The following is a 15,534-nucleotide window of genomic DNA, read 5'->3' as shown; positions in this document are numbered from 1 at the left end:
AAGGCGGTATTAAGCAGTTAAAACGCAATGGGGTGGGACAAAATTGACGCCATAAAACTATTTGTTTGCAATATTTGGATATAATTAATTGTAAATCAATGATAACCAACCTATTGCAAGAGCGATTTCCGGGCTGACCAAATGATTACATTTATTTAAAACGTGACACCCTCATTCTCGCTATGTTTTCGTACCTTTGCGCCTTCTTTTTGTAGCTATTAGCGTAAATTTAGTTAATGGCTGATAGCTAAAGATTTAAGTATATGAACATTCGTAATATCGCAATTATTGCACACGTAGACCACGGTAAAACTACTTTGGTTGACAAAATCCTTCATCAGGCTAATGTATTCCGGGCTAACCAGGAATCAGGCGAACTGATCATGGATAGTAACGATCTTGAAAGAGAGCGTGGTATCACCATATTCAGCAAGAACGCATCTGTTGAGTACAAGGGAACCAAAATCAATGTGATTGATACTCCGGGCCACGCCGACTTTGGTGGTGAGGTAGAAAGGGTATTGAAAATGGCTGATGGTGTTATCCTGCTGGTAGATGCTTTTGAAGGTCCTATGCCACAAACCCGTTTTGTGTTGCAGAAGGCTTTGCAGCTGAATCTGAAACCTATTGTTGTTATCAACAAGGTAGATAAAGCTAACTGTCGTCCTGATGAAGTACACGATGCAGTTTTTGAATTGTTCTTTAATCTGGATGCTACAGAGGAACAACTGAACTTCCCGACATTTTATGGCTCTGGTAAAAATGGCTGGTTCAACAGTACATTAGAGCAGAGTGAAGATATTTCTCCGTTGATGGATGGCATCCTGGAATATGTTCCGCAGCCAAAAACTCCGGAAGGTAACCTGCAGATGCAGATCACTTCACTGGATTACTCTTCTTTCCTGGGTCGTATTGCTGTAGGAAAAGTGGCCCGTGCTTCTATTGAAGAAGGACAGTGGGTTACTTTGATGCAGACAGATGGTACCAGCAAGAAGCAGAAAGTGCGTGAGCTGTATATCTTTGAAGCGTTAGGTAAGAGAAAAGTGACTAAAGTATTTGCCGGCGATATTTGCGCGGTAGTTGGTATTGAAGGTTTCAACATTGGTGATACTATCGCTGATGCAGAAGAGCCGGAAGCATTGCCAATCATCAGTGTGGATGAGCCTACCATGAACATGTTGTTTGGTATTAACAACTCTCCGTTCTTTGGTAAAGATGGTAAGTTTGTTACTTCCCGTCACCTGCGTGACCGTTTGATGAAGGAAACTGAAAAGAACCTGGCACTGCGTGTAATGGATTCTGACAGTGCTGATAGCTTCATGGTGTATGGTCGTGGTATCCTGCACTTAGGGGTATTAATTGAAACCATGCGTCGTGAAGGTTATGAGTTGACTGTTGGTCAGCCTCAGGTAATTGTGAAGCATGTGGATGGTAAAAAATGCGAACCGTACGAAACCCTGGTGGTAGACGTTCCGCAGGATTTTGCCAGCAAGGTAATTGACCTGGTAACCCGTCGTAAAGGTGAGATGCTGATCATGGAAACCAAGGGTGAAATGCAACATCTGGAGTTTGAAATTCCTTCCCGTGGTTTGATTGGTTTGCGTACACAGATGCTTACTGCTACTGCAGGTGAAGCAGTAATGGCGCACCGTTTCAATGATTACAAACCATGGAAAGGTGCTATCCCAGGCCGTAATAACGGTGTGCTGATTGCCAAGGAAGCTGGTACTACTACCGGTTACTCTCTGGATAAGCTGCAGGATAGAGGATCTTTCTTTGTTGATCCGGGAGAAGAAGTATACAAGGGTATGATCATTGGTGAAACCAACAAACCGGGCGACCTGGTGGTGAATCCGAATGAAGGTAAGAAACTGACCAACATGCGTGCGAGCGGAACCGATGGTGCTGCTAACATTGCACCTAAAATACTGATGACACTGGAAGAATGTATGGAGTACATCCAGCATGACGAGTGTATTGAAGTTACTCCTAACTTTATCCGTATGCGTAAGGTTATACTGGATGAGGAAGAACGTAAGAGATCAGCTAAGAGCATGAAAGCAGAAGCTTAATTGCCTTTGTTTGTAAGATAATAGTGAAAAACAAAGCCGCTCCGTTTTACGGGGCGGCTTTGTTTTTTGGAGGAAGTAGAGGGGGGACTTCACTCCCGGGCAAAAAAATCCCCGCCCAGGATAAGGCAGGGATGTGCATACTAACCCAATGCTTACTAAAACTAAAACTAACTTCTATGTATGTTTAAATACTAAGTTTCAATTCAATGCTTATTCAAATCAATAGCAGCCAATATTAAGCGGCATCCTGTTTTTCCTGAATCTTCACTTTAATCTTTGCTTCGATTTCTGCTGCCAGTTCAGGGTTATCATTCAGCAGTTGTTTCACTGCATCACGGCCCTGGCCTAATTTATTGGTGTCATAGCTGAACCAGCTACCACTTTTCTGAACAACGCCATATTCAACACCCATGTCTATGATTTCTCCCGTTTTGGAGATACCCTGACCGTAAACGATATCGAATTCTGCCTGGCGGAATGGCGGTGCTACTTTATTCTTTACTACTTTCACTTTCACACGGTTACCGATTGCTTCGTCGCCATCTTTAATCTGGCTCATGCGGCGGATATCCAGCCTTACAGATGCGTAGAATTTCAACGCATTACCACCGGTGGTAGTTTCAGGGTTACCAAACATAACACCTATCTTTTCACGCAGCTGGTTAATAAAGATGCAGCAGCAGTTTGTTTTGGAGATGGTGGCCGTTAATTTACGCAGTGCCTGTGACATCAAACGGGCCTGTAATCCCATTTTACTTTCACCCATTTCACCTTCCAGTTCACTTTTTGGTACCAGGGCGGCAACAGAGTCAATTACGACTACATCTACTGCTCCGGAAAGGATCAGGCGATCTGCTATTTCCAGTGCCTGCTCACCATGATCCGGCTGTGAAATCAACAGGGAATCCACGTCAACTCCCAGTCTTCTTGCGTAGCTGCTGTCAAAAGCATGCTCCGCATCTATAATGGCGCAAATACCGCCTTTTTTCTGTGCTTCAGCGATTGTATGGATGGCGATGGTTGTTTTACCGGAAGACTCTGGTCCATATATTTCAATGATCCTTCCCTTTGGTAAACCGCCAATTCCAAGTGCGATATCAAGGCCCAGGGAACCCGTGGAAATAATCTCCATCGGCGCTTCTGCTTTTTCCCCCATCATCATCACAGATCCCTTACCGAAATCTTTCTCAATCTTGTCCATTGTGAGGCGCAGGGCCTTCAGTTTTTCTGCATTGGCTGTAGACATATAAGTAATGTTTTTACAAATTTAATAGATAGCTGATCACAATTAGAAAGCAAATTAATTGGATTGCTAAGTTATGATCTAAATTTTTATTTTCCTAAATATTTTAGCATTTTCTTTTAATTGCTAAATAAAATAGTAATCTTTTTCCGTGCTGTTCAAGAACTTCCTGTCAAAAAAAATTTATTCTTAAGATCTTAAAAGGGTTAACCCGCAATGGCATAACAAAGATGCGAACCCATTACGCATTGAATATGCGTAACAACAAAACCTCAAAAAAATAATTATCCGCAGGAAGTGAGAATTCTACTGCATTTTTAAAAAGCGTAGTTATACGCTTGAGTATCAGCGCAGAAAGTTTCACTTTTGTACTGTCAAGTTTAGTTGTTGAAGTTAATCCCCTACTGTTTGTTAAAATTGTTTGTTAGCCTGCCTTGCGGCCTTGCATCCATGTGAGGAAGAAACGGTGAAGCGGTCAAGGTTAAACCCCAAAATTTTTTTTATCGCCATTCTAATATGTTGTTCTCCCTGATCCCTGGCTGGTGGCTGACTTATTTCAGCATTTACCGGCAGGGGAGCAGGGATAGAATGGTGAAATGCCTATTTTACAAGTATCCAGCAAGCGGCCAGCTGCGAAACGATCCCAATCAGGAAACCAATATAGATTTCACGCGGTTCATGCGCTTCCAGTACCAGGCGGGACGTAGCCACAATACCGGCTACAAAGAAAGTAATAACCAGTGGTATGGAGACGTTCATATGCATTCCCCACATCAGCGACAGTAAAAGACCTATCACGCCGCCCCAGCCTACGGTATGCATACTGGTTTTTATAAAATTATTGCTAACAAAAGCGATGGAAACACTCAGGAACACGCCCAGGAAAAACGCCGTGTAGAATTTTGGCGCCCTGCCTTCCTGCTGAAAAGTATAAAACGCCCAGAAGTAATAGGTGATCATGGCCACATAAGGAATGATCCTGTCGCGCTGGGTTTTCATATGAACGGAAGAAACAAATTTCAGCGCCTTGGCCAGTAAAAGCGTGAGCACCGGAAACCCGATACTGATAATAGCTACCCTGAAATACAGCATGTCGAAGGCAAACCTTTTGCTCAGCGGCTTAAAGGCTACCATGTATTCCGGAATAGATTCCAGCACCAGGAATGTTACCAGCAGGGGAATGAACAGCGGATGTGAGAGATAGGAAATGATCAGTGCCAGGGATTTCATTGCCTTTGGAAACTCCGGCTCCAAACGTATATTTCCGTTCCGGTCTAAAACAGCTTGTTCTTGCATGGTGTGGTTCTTATAATTCTTTACGTAAACGGGCTACCGGAATATTCAGCTGCTCCCTGTACTTTGCCACCGTACGGCGGGCAATGTTATATCCTTTATCCTGCAGCATTTTTGTGAGGTTTTCATCACTGAGCGGCTTACGTTTGTTTTCTGCTTCAATGAGGTCTGACAGGATCTTTTTTACTTCCCGGGTGGATACTTCCTCGCCGCTGTCGGTAGACAGGGATTCGGAGAAGAAGAATTTCAGTTTGAAGGTACCGAATTCGGTTTGTACATATTTACTGTTGGCCACGCGGCTTACGGTAGAAATATCCAGTTGTGTACGATCCGCGATATCTTTCAGGATCATAGGCTTCATGGTGGTTTCATCTCCCGTAAGGAAAAATTCGCGCTGGTAATCCATGATAGATTCCATAGTGGATAACAGCGTATGTTGCCGCTGCTTGATGGCGTCTATAAACCATTTGGCAGCATCAATTTTCTGTTTGATAAACAGTACGGCTTCTTTCTGGCGTTTATCTTTCTTGTCGCCCCGGTCGTACTCCTTCAGCATTTCGCGGTAACCGCCGGATATGCGCAGATCGGGAGCATTACGGGAATTCAGTGTAAGTTCCAGTTTACCGGCATTGTTTAAAATAAAGAAGTCGGGTAGTACGTAGCTCTCCGCTTTATTCAGCGTAGCAAAATTGCCGCCTGGCTTAGGCGTGAGTTTGATGATCTGGGTAATGGCTTCTTTCAGCCCTTCGTCAGAAAGGCCTAATGCCTTCTGGATCTTCTCATAGTGCTTCTTGGTAAATTCGTCGAAGTAGTTTTCGAGGATGAGGTAGGCGTTGTGTACGCCGGGATCGTCCTGTGCTTTACGTTTCAGCTGGAGTAAGAGGCATTCTTTCAGATCGGTGGCGCATACGCCTGCCGGATCAAAGTCCTGGATCTTTTTGATCAGGGAGTTGATTTCTTCTTCGGTGGTGTCAATATTCTGCGAAAAGGAGAGATCGTCTACCATAGAGCTGATTTCCCTGCGCAGGTAACCGTCGTCGTCTATGCTGCCGATGATATGTTCAGCAATGGCGTTCTGATGGTCGTCCAGCTCGAGCATGCCCAGCTGGCTCAATAAGTGTTCATGGAAAGATGTTTCCACCCTGATCGGGATGGTTTTATTGCTTTCGTCCGGATCAGGATAGTTATCATCACGCAGCTTGTAATCTGCCACATCATCATCTCCTTCACTTACATATTCAGAAATATCGATATTGTCGTACTCATTTTCACTGCCGTCGGGTTCAAATTCATCTTCTTCCGCCGGTGCTTCGTACTCTTCCTGTTCTTTGAACTCGTCTTCACCAGCCTCCTCGCCATATTCCAATGCCGGATTTTCTTCCAGTTCCTCTTTGATCCTTTCTTCCAGGTTCACAGTAGGTACCTGCAGCAATTTCATGAGCTGAATTTGCTGGGGTGAAAGTTTCTGTAATAATTTCTGCTGTTGTGTCTGCTTTAACATAATTATTCCCTGTCAGGGCAAAATTAATAAGTATAAGGTTAACAGAGCGACTCGCTGTCAGCATTTAGCTTTTAGATAACGAAAAGCTATAAATCCAGTTCCAGCTGCTCCGGCAACAAACGGAATGTTTTGCGGTGAAATGGCGTATCGCCAAATTCCCGGATGGCATCCCGGTGTTGCCTGGTAGGGTATCCTTTGTTCTCATTCCAGCCAAAGTGTGGATATGTGGCGTGTAACTGCTGCATATATTCATCACGATAGGTTTTGGCCAGGATGGAAGCTGCTGCAATAGAGGCATATATGCCATCGCCTTGTATAATGCAGGCGTGTGGTGTATTGCCGTATGCATAAAAACGGTTACCATCTACCAGTATAAATTCAGGTTGCTGCTGTAACTTCTCCAACGCCAGGTGCATAGCTTTGAAAGAAGCTTTCAGTATATTTATCTTGTCTATTTCCACATTATCTACACTTGCCACGGCATAACATACTGCTTTTTTTTCAATCACCTTTCTCAGCTTTTCCCGGTCTGCCGGTTTCATCTGCTTGGAATCGTTCAGCAACGGATGTCTGAAATTCTTTGGCAGAATGACGGCCGCAGCAAACACAGGACCCGCCAGGCATCCCCTTCCGGCTTCATCGCAGCCGGCTTCTGTTAATAATTCCTGATAGTAAGAAAGTAGCAAATCCAAATCTATTAAGCCGGGTAAAATTACAAGATTAATGTTCAAGGAACAAGGATTGTGGAATTTTGAAGCAATACCGCAGCCTTCTATTCATCTTTCTTAAAGAGATCTTTAAAATCCTGTTTGAAATCTGTCCACTCCTTATCAGATTTTTTCATCAGCTGGTCGGCGGCTGCCCGGGTGCTGTCCCATTTATCGGCGCTGCTGTTTTTTACGTCTTCCAGCTTTTTGTTCATCTGTGTTTTCAGCGTTTCCAGTTTTTTCCGGGCAGCCACACTTTTCTCGTCTCCTTCTTTCTTTAACTCCTCCGTGGTTTTGTCTATTTCCCGGATACGCTCCTGAATAGCTTCTTCCGCCTGTTTCTTTTGCTCGGATAAATAATCGCCCGTGCTGCTGGCGGCAGATTTTATATCCTGCCCGGCTTCTTTAATGTCTTCCTTTATTTCTTCTTTCTTTTCCTGTTGAGTGCTACTCTCGTTACAGGCAAATAAAGCGGCAATGCCCGCCAGTAAGAATATCTTTTTCATGTTCCGACGATTTTTTTGTGTGTTTAAATACTGGCACAGCCTTCCGGCCGTACCCCTTTATCAAAACATATTCCAGTTTTTTTGTTCACGCCCGGATCATATTTTAATATTTATCAGATGTTTGCGGCCATTGGTCCTTATACCTGCGCCCGGTAACAAAAAATTAGCTAGGTTTGAGGTCCTTAAAAACAAAACCTGACTTAATATGAGAAAAAAATTACTGGTTTTGCTCTTATTGCTTAGCGTAAGTATCAAATGGGCTAAAGCAGATGAGGGCATGTGGTTGCCTTATTTACTGGGGCAGCAAACGTACAACGACATGGTGAAGAAAGGATTGAAGCTGACGAAAGAACAGTTGTACAGCATTAATAAAGCATCCCTGAAAGACGCCATCGTTATTTTTGGTGGCGGCTGTACCGGTGAAATTGTAAGTAATGAGGGCCTCATTTTTACTAACCACCACTGCGGCTACGGCGCTATTGCCGCCGCCAGTTCTGTAGAACACAACTACCTGAAAAACGGTTTCTACGCAAAAAATAAACAGGAAGAAATTGCTTCTTCCCAGCTGTCTGTACAATTCCTGGTAAAAGTGGAAGATGTGAGCAAGGAAGTGGAAGACGCCCTGAAAGGACTTGATGGCGCTGCAAGAGCCCAGAAAGAACAACAGGTTTATGGCGAAATTATCGCTAAAACTATTGCCAACACCGGCTATGAAGCGAAGGTGGTGCCTATGTTCAAAGGCAATCAATACCTGCTGTTTGTATACGAGCGCTATAAAGATATCCGCCTGGTAGGTACGCCTCCTGAAAGCGTGGGTAAATTTGGCGGTGATACCGACAACTGGGAATGGCCCCGCCACACCGGCGACTTCTCCGTGTTCCGTGTGTATACCGGTAAAGATGGCAAGCCTGCTGCCTATGCCGCTGATAATGTGCCTTTAAAGCCAAAACATTTCCTCCCGGTATCTATCAAGGGTGTAAAGGAAAATGATTATGCCATGATTTTCGGTTACCCCGGTGGTACCAACCGTTATGAAACTTCTTACGGCATACAGCTGAAAACTGCTATCGAAAACCCTTCCGTGGTAAATCTCCGCGATGTAAGACTGAAGGCTATGTTTGAGCAGATGAAGAAAGATCCTGCGGTAAAACTGCAGCTGGCATCTTCCTATGCCGGAATAGCCAACTACTGGAAGTTTTTTGACGGTGAAACAAAGCAACTGCAGAAACACGGTGTGCTGGCCGATAAACAAAAACAGGAAGCTGCTTTTGCCAAATGGGCACAGGGCAAACCTGAATTTGCCAATATCCTTTCCGACTACGAGGCAGCCTATAAAGCATGGACTCCCTACGCCAAACAACGCACTTACCTGAATGAAGGTATCATGGGTTCCCCGGTAGCGGCTTTTGCGGCTTCTCTAACGGCCGTGGAAAGAGCACTGGTAACACCTGGTGCTCCTAAAGATGCCGTTAAACAGGCAGTAGATGCAGCTGATAAAGCGCGTAAAGTATTCCTGGAAGGAGAAAACAAACCATCCGACCAGAAAATCCTTGCAGCTACCTGTCATATGTTCTACACAGACATCTCCAAAGATCAACATCCGATTGGTTTTTATGATGCACTGAAAGCAAAATACGGTCCTCTTGATGAAGACAAAACATACAATACCTGGGCTGCTTCCTTAATGGCCAACACGTTTATTTTTGATGATGCCAAATGGAATGCATTTGTAGCAAACCCGGATGCAGTAACCCTGCAGAATGATCCGGTATTCGCCTATGCCAACGCATTCATCAAAAATTATGTAGGTAAATACCTGCCGTTATATAACCAGTTCAATACAAAGAATAACGATCTTGGCCGCGCTTACCTGAAAGGTGTTATGCAGATGAATCCTAACGCCAACAGGTATCCCGATGCCAACTTTACCATGCGCTTATCTTATGGCCAGGTAAAACCATATTCTCCGCGTGATGCCGTGCACTACGACTATGTAACCACCATGAAAGGGGTAATAGAGAAGTATGTACCGGGTGATTATGAATTTGACCTGCCTGAAAATTATGTTGACCTGTACAATAAAAAAGATTTCGGTCAGTACAAAGATGCCAAACGCAATGATATTGTAGTAGGCTTTATCACAACCAACGATATCACCGGCGGTAACTCCGGCTCTCCTGTTATCAACGCCAACGGCGAACTGATTGGGCTTGCTTTTGATGGTAACTACGAAGCGCTGAGTCATAAAATTCAGTTTGATTCCGAGTACAATCGTACCATCTGTGTAGATGTACGTTACGTACTGTGGTGCATTGACAGACTGGGCGGTGCAAAAAATATTATTAATGAGCTGAAACTGGTGAAATAACCGGCTGGTAAGCATTTGATCAGAAAGTCCCGCACTGGTAGCCCCGGTGCGGGACTTTTTATTGCGGATTAATGCTGTTTTACTGAAAACATTTTTTTGCTGCATGGTGTTATCCCCATAGGCTGTTTCCAACATCTAATAACAACCGTGCATGCATAAACGAACCTTATTCCTTGCTATCCTGTTTTTTGTCTGTGTCTTTTCTGCCAGCGCATCTGCATGGCCACCGGGAGATACTACCGCCAGGGATTCTTCTATCGAAAAAATAGCCGGATTTATCAAGAAGATATCTTTCGGGGGCGTTTTCCAGGCCAGGTATACCGGGTCGCTGGTACGTGATGTGGATGTAAACGGGATGCATCAACCAAATGCAGAAGAAGTAGTGCGAAACAGTTTCAGTATCAAGCGTGCGCGTTTACAGGCCAAGGCACAGGTAAGCGACCGTTTTACGGCAGCAGTGCTGATTAACCTGGCTGAATTTTCCGGAGATACCAAAGGGAAGGTCCTTGAAAATGCGTATATCTCTTACCGTTGGAACGATGCAGTTAACTTCACCGTGGGGCAATTCCGGCCATCTTTTGGTTTGGAAGATCTGTACCCCGTAGATATAATCCAGTCGATGGATTTCTCCAATCAATACGCTGCGTTCGGCAGCAACGGCTGGCAAAGCTTCCAGATCGGCGTGTCGATGTTCGGGTCATTTAACCAGGACAGTAAGATCCCTATGAAGTATGCTGTTTCCGTGGTGAACGGGAACAACCGCAACCAGCCATCAGATAACGACAACGGCAAACTGGGAACGGCCCGGCTGGAATTCGGAGAGATGAATAAACTTTCGCTGGGGCTAAATGGTGGCTTTGGCGCGGTGAAACGACAGCGCGTGTATGCTTTGGGGGTAGATGTGAGCGGAGTAATTCCACTGGCGCCCAAATGGGATCTGCAGTTGCAGTCGGAATACAAACAAGGCAACAATCACCAGCTCTACTACGCCCTGCCAGACAGTATCCGCGGTGGGGAAGGAGTAGGCCGGTATATTATGGATGGAATATACGTGCTTCCCAATTTGCGCTATAAGATCAGCTATCATAAGCTGACCTCTATCGAGTTTTCCATGCGCTATGAATATTTTGATGAAAACAAAAAACATAATGGCGCTATCCGGCAATCCTATATCCCCATGATCAGCCTGGCTTTTCTGAAAGATTATGGTGGCCGTATTCAGTTAGGAATGCAGATAGACCAGTATAACAAAGATATTCCCGGAACAAAAACGCATAACAGCAACCTGCTGATTGTGCAGGTACAATGCAGGTTTTAATAAATGTGAGTCTATATGAAAGAAATCAAGTATCCACAACTGTTAATTACACTCGCGGTAGGTTTGCTGATCTGGTTTATTCCGGCGCCGGAAGGAGTGAAGCCGGAAGCCTGGCATCTGCTGGCTATTTTCCTGGCAACCATTGTCGGTATTATTATGAAGGCGGCAAGCATGGGCACTATGTCGGTGGTGGCTATTACGCTGGTGGCCATCACGGGTGTGCTGGCGCCGGGTGATCCGGCGAAATCAATTACGCTGGCGCTCAGTAGTTTTGGTGATAAAGTGATCTGGCTGATAGGTATTTCTTTTTTTATTGCGCGGGGATTTATTAAAACCGGTTTAGGAAAACGTATTGCTTACCTGTTTATCCGTGTGTTTGGCCGCAGCTCGCTGGGACTGGCTTACGGACTGGGTTTGGCTGACCTGGTACTGGCGCCGGCGGTGCCCAGTAATACCGCGCGGGGAGGAGGTATTATTTATCCCATCATGAAATCTATGGCCATCAACTTTGGTTCCATGCCGGAAGACCCGGCCACCCACCGAAAGCTGGGCGGCTATCTTACATTGAACAGTTATAACATGAATCTTATTACGTCTTCCCTGTTTTTAACAGGTACGGCGAGTAATCCCATGTGTCAGAAGTTTGCGAAAAACCTGGGCATTGATATCTCCTGGATGTCGTGGTTCACAGCGGCAGTGGTGCCGGCGATTATTTCCATTATTGCAGTGCCGTGGATACTGTATAAGATATATCCGCCGGAGTTGAAGTCGACAGGAGATGCGCCTGCTATGGCATCTGAAAAGCTGAAGGAAATGGGACCGGTGCACCGGAACGAGTGGTTGATGCTGCTGGCATTTGTGATCCTGTTGTTCCTGTGGATAACAGGAGATCTGTTTGGAATAGATGCTACCACTACCGCCCTGATAGGACTGGTATTCCTGCTTATTTCACAGGTGCTCACCTGGGATGATGTGAAGTCGGAGAAAGGCGCATGGGACACCATTGTATGGTTTTCTGCGCTGGTAATGATGGCAAGTTTCCTGAACAGCCTGGGTTTCATTCCGTGGTTCAGTGATCTGATCAAACAGAAAGTAGGCGGTATGAAGTGGACGATAGCTTTCCCGATTATAGTGCTGGTATATTTTTACAGTCATTACATTTTCGCCAGCGCTACGGCCCATGTGGCGGCGATGTATTCCGCGTTTTTAGGCGTGGGTATTTCTGTAGGCATACCGGGTATGTTGCTCGCATTGGCGCTGGGATACTGCGGTGGCATCTTCGGAACGCTTACCCATTATGGTCATGGACCTGCGCCGGTATTTTTCGGAAGTACTTATGTAGATCTGAAAGACTGGTGGAGATGCGGGTTTATTCTGAGCATAGTGCTTATCCTTATCTGGATAGGCATTGGCGGCGGTTGGTGGAAAGTATTGGGTATCTGGTAAACGAATCGCAGAAAAGATTTTTATGGGTCAATGGAATTGGTGTTGAAGCAATAAAATCATATAACCGTATCCGTAATTCTACGTATTTTTTTGATCGATTGTTTTTTTATTGAAGGAATGATTGTACCTTTGCGTCCGTTTGAATACCGAATATATACTGTTGCCGATAAGAGTTGCAATTGCAATAGTGTTAACCCCGGTGAATTATTTGTAACAGGGTTGTGACCCCCCAAAAAGAAGAAAAAAAAGATGACACAGTTTAAATTGTTTGTGACAGCCCTTATGCTGTTAATTATGGCCATGACGGCCTGTTCCCCGAATTCAACAGAAAACACCGCTGAAGTAGTAACTGTAGAAGGACATGCAGGAAATTTCCTCCTGATTAAAGGACACGGTTTTAGTGAAGATTTGCACGAAAATAAAGTGAACTTTGGGAACGTACCTGCGCAAATTCTGCGTGCAGATGGTAACTCCCTTTTGGTGCAGGTACCTGTGCAGAAAGCCACCACAGTGCCTGTAGTGGTTGCGGTAGGAGATAATGTATCCAACGCGATGTTGTTTGCATATCATCCCAAGCTCGTAGCAGCGAAGTAAGCGTGATGAATTAAAAATTGCGGATTGCGGTTTTATACACAGATAGTAATGCGAAGATTTTCTTGCATTGGCGGAGCTGTGTATAAAACCGCCATTCGTAATAATGTTTTAATTTAGCAGCTATGTATAAAGAGTTCCGGCCACATCCGCTATTGACTACATATGTAGACGCCTACTGGGTAGCTGGTGGACCGCATTTTATGCAGCAGCGTATATTACCGGATACGTGTGCGGATATTATTTTTAATATTAGTGAAGACATCACCGCAGCAGCTGATGGAGCGCTGAAAATAATGCCAGGTAACGCTTTTGTAGTAGGCACCATGACTACCTTCCATGATACTGCCTTCCATGCAAATACCTATTTGTTAGGAATCCGTTTCAAACCGGGCGGGCTGAGTGGTTTTACAGGTTTGCCTTTACAACTGATTACGGATGATCATGTTCCCCTGCGCGATATTTCTTCCGGATGGCATGTGGCGCTGGAGCCATTGCTACTGAAGGCATCGGGGATAACTGCAAAAGTAGTGTGCCTGGAAAAGTTCCTCTTACAGCGGTTGCCGGCCGGTAATATCATCTCCGGAAAAATGCAACATAGTATTGCGCAGATCAGGCAATCGAAGGGAGCCATAGCAGTAAATTTTTTGGCCGCACAGGCATATATGAGTCCCCGTAATTTTGAACGCCACTTTTTGCATACAACCGGCGTATCTCCGAAAACTTTCACACGTATTGTAAGATTTCTAAGTTTAAAGCAGCAGCTGAAAAGCCTGTCCAATCCCCACTTATTGTCGCTGGCGCTGGACCACGGATTTTATGATCATGCACATCTCACCCGCGAGTTCAGGGCGTTTGCCGGGGAAAGTCCTACCGGCTATATGCAGCGGTGATACAAATAACTTTGCTGATGTTGCGTTCTTTTTAATGGACGATATTAAATATAAAAAAGCAGCAAAGGCCGGACCCTGCTGCTTTTTCTATGATGGATTATCTGAAAATAATGTTACAGTGTTTTATCCTGCATGCCAAACATCACCACAATTTTCCCGTCTTTATAGAGATTTAATGTTTGATCAGCCACATCATACCGGAAAGTATTATCACTGATGAGTTTCAGGAATTCAGCTTCACGGCGCATTACATCTGCATCCGGGCAGGCCATGCGGGTGCTGATGCCCTGTGTGAATTTTATTTCATCGCCGGCGGCGTTGTATCCACCTGAAATGCTGTTACAGCCGCCTTTTCCGTGGAAACGTTTTTGATTGGTATCAAATTCCAGCCAGATACCGGAGTTACTTAGCGTAGCGTCATTCAGTTTGATCACGTTCCATTTTTTGCTGCCAATGAAAGCCCACTGGTTATTGTTTGAAGCGTTGCCCTGATGATCGTTGCCATTACTTTCCAGTGTAAACTGCATCACCAATTTGCCGCTTTCGTAGAGATCAACGGTTTCTCCGTTTACGGTGTAGGTAAAGGTACGTCCGCCGAGTTGTTTCAGGAAGTCGGATTCACGGCGCATTACATCTGCATCGCCGCACATCATGCGGGTGCTCATGGCCTGTGTGAAAGTGATCTTATTTTTAAGGGCGGTATAGCCCCCGGAAATATTGTTACAGCCGCCTTTGCCGCTGAAACGTTTTTTGCCTTCATCAAACTGCAGCCAGATACCGGAATTGCTGATTACTCCGTCATTGATCATTTTCAAGGTCCATTTTTTATTGCCAACAGCTGCCCAGTTATTATTGGAAGCGCTGCCATCTTTTTCTTCCAGGCGGAACTGCAGTACGGTATTGCCATTTTGGACGAGGTTCAGCGTTTGCCCGGATACAGCATATTGAAATGTTTGATCGCCTAATTGTTTCATGAAGGCGGTTTCGCGGCGCATCATGTCTCTGTCGGGGCAGGCCATCAGGGTGCCGGCGGTTTTGGAAAAGGTGATATTGCTGCCGGAGGTGGTATATGCGCCCATCATATTGTTGCAACCACTTTTACCATGAATACGTTTCTTACCGGCGTCGAACTCCATCCAGATGGCGCCATCCGAAATATCTTCATTATCCATTTTCACCAATACCCATTTTTTTCCGGCGATAGCAGATGAAGCTGCGCTGCTGATCTTCTTTTTTTCCAACACTTTGGTGAGGGTATATTTCAGGGAAGAGCCATCTGCCGGCGGGTTCTTTACCTGGGTAATTTTTACCCTGAGCTTATAGCGGTAGCCGGGGGTATATTTAAAGCCGTTGATATTGGTATATAAGTTGGACCAGTCTGTATCATTTACTCCTTTTATCTGCAAACACTCCATAGGAGCCACACCAGTGCACGGTTCCTTTGATTCTTTTACATAAATAACCTGTGTTTTGGCGGGTGGTTGTTTGCTTTGTACCGGGGCCATAAAGGTGGTGGCGAGGGTGATTGCTAATTCAAGTAACATAAAATATAGATTTTAATAATTAACAACAAAAGGAGTCATGAGGTTGTCTCTT

12 protein-coding genes are annotated in these 15,534 nt (G+C 44.9%); 6 read left to right on the top strand and 6 right to left on the bottom strand.

The genetic code is table 11. The features are described 5' to 3' along the window. The first annotated feature begins 263 nt into the window (after positions 1-263). Positions 264-2,072: a translational GTPase TypA gene (gene typA, locus B5Z18_RS20660; RefSeq protein WP_079471395.1), complete on the top strand. Its 1,809-nt coding sequence runs from the start codon at positions 264-266 to the stop codon at positions 2,070-2,072. Between the two features lie 235 nt (positions 2,073-2,307). Here the strand turns inward: typA and recA are convergent, their stop codons facing one another. The 5 genes from recA to B5Z18_RS20635 all read right to left on the bottom strand — a co-directional run bounded on the left by recA (position 2,308) and on the right by B5Z18_RS20635 (position 7,322). Then, on the bottom strand, positions 2,308-3,318 hold the full coding sequence (recA, locus tag B5Z18_RS20655; protein WP_079471393.1) for a recombinase RecA: 1,011 nt from the start codon (positions 3,316-3,318) through the stop codon (positions 2,308-2,310). A gap of 597 nt (positions 3,319-3,915) precedes the next feature. Then, entirely contained in the window at positions 3,916-4,611 is a 696-nt protein-coding gene (locus tag B5Z18_RS20650) for a hypothetical protein (RefSeq protein ID WP_079471392.1), read from the bottom strand. A 10-nt stretch (positions 4,612-4,621) separates the two neighbouring features. After that, the gene (gene rpoN, locus B5Z18_RS20645) at positions 4,622-6,109 is read right to left on the bottom strand and encodes an RNA polymerase factor sigma-54 (protein WP_079471391.1); all 1,488 of its coding nucleotides are present in this window, start codon (positions 6,107-6,109) and stop codon (positions 4,622-4,624) included. Positions 6,110-6,195: 86 nt separating this feature from the next. Next, positions 6,196-6,795 carry a ribonuclease HII gene (locus B5Z18_RS20640; protein WP_079471776.1) on the bottom strand — a complete coding sequence of 200 codons (600 nt, stop codon included), beginning with the start codon at positions 6,793-6,795 and terminating at the stop codon, positions 6,196-6,198. Between the two features lie 86 nt (positions 6,796-6,881). Next, entirely contained in the window at positions 6,882-7,322 is a 441-nt protein-coding gene (locus tag B5Z18_RS20635) for a hypothetical protein (protein WP_079471390.1), read from the bottom strand. A 205-nt stretch (positions 7,323-7,527) separates the two neighbouring features. Between B5Z18_RS20635 and B5Z18_RS20630 the strand changes: the two genes are divergently transcribed. The 5 genes from B5Z18_RS20630 to B5Z18_RS20610 all read left to right on the top strand — a co-directional run bounded on the left by B5Z18_RS20630 (position 7,528) and on the right by B5Z18_RS20610 (position 13,938). Beyond that, positions 7,528-9,690 (top strand): S46 family peptidase, encoded by a 2,163-nt coding sequence (locus B5Z18_RS20630; protein ID WP_079471389.1) that lies wholly within the window; start codon positions 7,528-7,530, stop codon positions 9,688-9,690. Between the two features lie 151 nt (positions 9,691-9,841). After that, a complete protein-coding gene (locus B5Z18_RS20625) occupies positions 9,842-11,008 on the top strand; it encodes a porin (RefSeq protein WP_079471388.1) in 1,167 nt (388 codons plus the stop codon). Between the two features lie 15 nt (positions 11,009-11,023). Continuing rightward, the gene (locus B5Z18_RS20620; RefSeq protein WP_079471387.1) at positions 11,024-12,454 is read left to right on the top strand and encodes an anion permease; all 1,431 of its coding nucleotides are present in this window, start codon (positions 11,024-11,026) and stop codon (positions 12,452-12,454) included. A 249-nt stretch (positions 12,455-12,703) separates the two neighbouring features. Beyond that, positions 12,704-13,048 (top strand): IPT/TIG domain-containing protein, encoded by a 345-nt coding sequence (locus B5Z18_RS20615; protein ID WP_079471386.1) that lies wholly within the window; start codon positions 12,704-12,706, stop codon positions 13,046-13,048. A gap of 122 nt (positions 13,049-13,170) precedes the next feature. After that, entirely contained in the window at positions 13,171-13,938 is a 768-nt protein-coding gene (locus tag B5Z18_RS20610; protein WP_079471385.1) for an AraC family transcriptional regulator, read from the top strand. Between the two features lie 113 nt (positions 13,939-14,051). On the opposite strand, the gene B5Z18_RS20605 is transcribed toward B5Z18_RS20610, so the two are convergent. Continuing rightward, positions 14,052-15,482: an META domain-containing protein gene (locus B5Z18_RS20605; RefSeq protein ID WP_079471384.1), complete on the bottom strand. Its 1,431-nt coding sequence runs from the start codon at positions 15,480-15,482 to the stop codon at positions 14,052-14,054. Between the last annotated feature and the right edge of the window lie 52 nt (positions 15,483-15,534).

The sequence above is a fragment of the Chitinophaga ginsengisegetis genome (assembly GCF_900168065.1).
GTDB classification, from domain to species: Bacteria; Bacteroidota; Bacteroidia; order Chitinophagales; family Chitinophagaceae; genus Chitinophaga; species Chitinophaga ginsengisegetis.
The sequence above is the reverse complement of the archived record's forward strand: the minus strand, read 5'-3'. Positions and strand labels throughout refer to the sequence as shown.

Coding starts and splice junctions, on each gene's coding strand:
- typA (WP_079471395.1), top strand. CDS start 264: ATGAACATTCGTAATATCGCAATTATTGCACACGTAGACCACGGTAAA.
- recA (WP_079471393.1), bottom strand. CDS start 3,318: ATGTCTACAGCCAATGCAGAAAAACTGAAGGCCCTGCGCCTCACAATG.
- B5Z18_RS20650 (WP_079471392.1), bottom strand. CDS start 4,611: ATGCAAGAACAAGCTGTTTTAGACCGGAACGGAAATATACGTTTGGAG.
- rpoN (WP_079471391.1), bottom strand. CDS start 6,109: ATGTTAAAGCAGACACAACAGCAGAAATTATTACAGAAACTTTCACCC.
- B5Z18_RS20635 (WP_079471390.1), bottom strand. CDS start 7,322: ATGAAAAAGATATTCTTACTGGCGGGCATTGCCGCTTTATTTGCCTGT.
- B5Z18_RS20630 (WP_079471389.1), top strand. CDS start 7,528: ATGAGAAAAAAATTACTGGTTTTGCTCTTATTGCTTAGCGTAAGTATC.
- B5Z18_RS20625 (WP_079471388.1), top strand. CDS start 9,842: ATGCATAAACGAACCTTATTCCTTGCTATCCTGTTTTTTGTCTGTGTC.
- B5Z18_RS20620 (WP_079471387.1), top strand. CDS start 11,024: ATGAAAGAAATCAAGTATCCACAACTGTTAATTACACTCGCGGTAGGT.
- B5Z18_RS20615 (WP_079471386.1), top strand. CDS start 12,704: ATGACACAGTTTAAATTGTTTGTGACAGCCCTTATGCTGTTAATTATG.
- B5Z18_RS20610 (WP_079471385.1), top strand. CDS start 13,171: ATGTATAAAGAGTTCCGGCCACATCCGCTATTGACTACATATGTAGAC.
- B5Z18_RS20605 (WP_079471384.1), bottom strand. CDS start 15,482: ATGTTACTTGAATTAGCAATCACCCTCGCCACCACCTTTATGGCCCCG.